Here is a 2742-nt window from a genome sequence, read left to right as displayed (position 1 = left end):
TCTAATTGCACCACAGCTAATCTAATGATGGAGGTAGACATAAAAAACCTTTAAGACTTTAAAATCAAGAAGTTAAATAGTCATTTTTACTTCCACAGCTGATCTAATTTAATGATAGAGGTAGACATAAAAAACCTTAAAGAGTAGAGGTAGTGAGTAATTTATATTACTTTTGGAAGCTTAATTCTTTTAGAGAAAAGGCTCTTTATATAAATTAAAAGTGCTATTAAAAATCCGTAATAGCAAGTTATAGAAAAAATATCGATTTTAGAGATATAGATAATACTATAAGGAATAGTATCAGCAACTTCGACTGAAAACAATAAAATTTTAATAGCCCAGTAGTTTATCATAGCTGCAATCTTAGCTAAGTAGATGTTAATATTAAATAAGATAAAAGTTATAAACCCACACCACATAATAACTCCTACTAAAGGAACAATTAATATATTTAAGACTAAAGCTACTATTGAAGTTTTATGAAAATAGTAAATTAAAAGGGGTAGAATAGCCATCCAAGCAGCTAATGAAATTAAAAAAGAAGTAACTATCCATTTATACCATTTTCCTTGACTAAGTTTCGTCGTTATAGGCATTACTAAGATGATACCTAAGGTAACGATAAATGAAAATTGAAAACTTAAATTATAGATCATGGTAGGATTAAGGATCAAGAGAAGAAAAACTGCTAAAAATAAGCTGTTAATTGAATCACTCTGGCGGTAAAATAGTGGAGCTAAAAATAAGGCTGCTATCATTAGAGAAGCTCTTAACACGGAGGGATTAAGTCCAGCAATAATAGTATATATTCCTATCAGAAATAAGGAAAATATATTAGCGTATTTTTCTGAAAGACAAAATATCTTTTTAGCAAAAATTAAGAAAAGCAGGGAAATTAAACTTACATTAAGACCGGAAACAGCTAAAATATGCATTATCCCAGTATCTTGAAATTTTTCTATCGTTTCAAGAGGAACAGCTTTTTTATCACCAATTAAAATTCCTTGCAAGACAGACTTTTGAGGATCTTTTAAAGTTTCATTAATTGAGTTAAGTAGCTTTTCTTTAATACCATAAGAAATCTTAAATAATAAATTACCTCCCTTTTTATCTATTATCTTAATTTGAGTATCTTTCTTAATCCTCACTATTCCATAAACATCTTGAGAATACCAGTGTCTTTGGAATTGGGGGTTGTTTTTACTGCCTATTTTATCTAACTTACCAATTACTTCTATTCTTTGACCATAGCTTATTCTTAAATTTAAAATCTCTTTATCTATGATTAACCTAATCTTTCCCTTGACGCCATCAATTAGTTTTCCTCTGGTGATAACCCTTTCTCCTTTTAAAAGAGCAAATATTTTTTGATTCTCTTCTATTGGTTCATCAGTAATTATTCCTCTCATCACTAAATTTTTACCCACATAATTAAGAAGATGCGTTTGGTCATCTGTCTTGGTAGATAATTGATAAGCTCCTATCCCTATCATTAAGAAACTAATATAAATTAAGATACTGGTAACAAACCCCCATTTTTTAAGATAACTTATCAATAAAGATAAAAATACAAAAACTAAGGCCACTAATAATAATTTTATAGAAGTATAGATAAGTGAACTTAAGACGATCCCTAAAAAGTAAGCTATAGTGAGATTAATAATTGGTTTTACCATTCTTTTCTAAGAAAAAGATCCAAGGAATAATCTTCTCTAACTTTTTTTGACCAATGCCTTTAACTTTCAGTAAATCTTGAAATAACTTAAAGTCACCATTTTCTTTCCTATGAGTGATAATTCTTTGAGCAAGAGTAAAACCAATGCCAGGTAATTCTTCTAATTCTTCTCGGGAAGCTTTGTTTATATTTATCTTGAACTCTTCTTGATTAAATTTTACACCAGGCTTTAAATCTTGGTAAGTAAATAAAACCCCAGCCATGATTAATAAGATTATGGATATCCTTTGATCGTTTTTACAGAGAGCTAAATAATCTCTAATTTTGTTAAAGGCAACCATAAAACTACCTGATTAGCCTACCAATGATATCATATTCAGCCTCCAGTAAGCTTTCAGTATTTTCTGATTTTAATATTATATTCACTGTCGCTTATATACAGTATTTATTGGATAATTGCAAAAAAAATTCGTCTTGGCGATAAAATGAAACCGCTTAGATGTAGTCTAATCGTTTGTCAATATTGTTTGATTTTATCATTGGAATTGCTGAAAATTAGTTGCATGACATCTTTATTATATGGTAAACTTTAATTACTTTAAATTAAAAAAATTGGTTTCTAAGTCGTTTACTGAAAGCCAAGAAGTTTCAAAAGGCATTATCTTGAATATGAACCCAGACAGCGTGACCTGCAAGGTCGCTATAACTATAGGGTGAAAGTCCCGAACTGGTAAAAGGTAGAACCAGTTAGCTGAGTGGCACGGGTGGTAGCACCTCTGGCAGGGGTCACGGTGGCGGCGTACTTATAAAGAGACAACGGCAACAGGTGAAGAGGGAGTCGGAGGTAGCACCTCTGGCAGATGAGCTCATAGTAGCAATGATTGTAAGAGGAACAAAAACTTACATAGGAGAAATTGGGGACAGGAAATTGGGGACAGCGCCTATTTATTGAACTTTCTTTGGTCTGCCTATAGGTTTTGCCATTAATATCCGACCCAATAATCCTTCTAATCTTATCCCAAAATTCTTATCACCTGCTGGACGGCCTGTTGATGAACATCTTCGGA

At 31.5% G+C, this 2742-nt stretch carries 2 protein-coding genes; both read right to left on the bottom strand.

Annotated features, from left to right (window positions below; all coding sequences use genetic code 11):
* Positions 1-161: 161 nt before the first annotated feature.
* Positions 162-1676 (bottom strand): competence protein ComEC family protein, encoded by a 1515-nt coding sequence (locus KJ849_07480; protein MBU2600400.1) that lies wholly within the window; start codon positions 1674-1676, stop codon positions 162-164.
* Complete coding sequence (locus KJ849_07475; GenBank protein ID MBU2600399.1) at positions 1657-2016, bottom strand: helix-hairpin-helix domain-containing protein; 360 nt, start codon at positions 2014-2016, stop codon at positions 1657-1659. The genes KJ849_07480 and KJ849_07475 overlap by 20 nt, the downstream gene beginning before the upstream one ends.
* Positions 2017-2742 lie beyond the last annotated feature (726 nt).

The organism is bacterium (assembly GCA_018830565.1).
GTDB lineage: Bacteria > UBA9089 > JAHJRX01 > JAHJRX01 > JAHJRX01 > JAHJRX01.
The sequence above is the reverse complement of the archived record's forward strand: the minus strand, read 5'-3'. Positions and strand labels throughout refer to the sequence as shown.

Coding starts and splice junctions, on each gene's coding strand:
- KJ849_07480 (MBU2600400.1), bottom strand. CDS start 1,676: ATGGTAAAACCAATTATTAATCTCACTATAGCTTACTTTTTAGGGATC.
- KJ849_07475 (MBU2600399.1), bottom strand. CDS start 2,016: ATGGTTGCCTTTAACAAAATTAGAGATTATTTAGCTCTCTGTAAAAAC.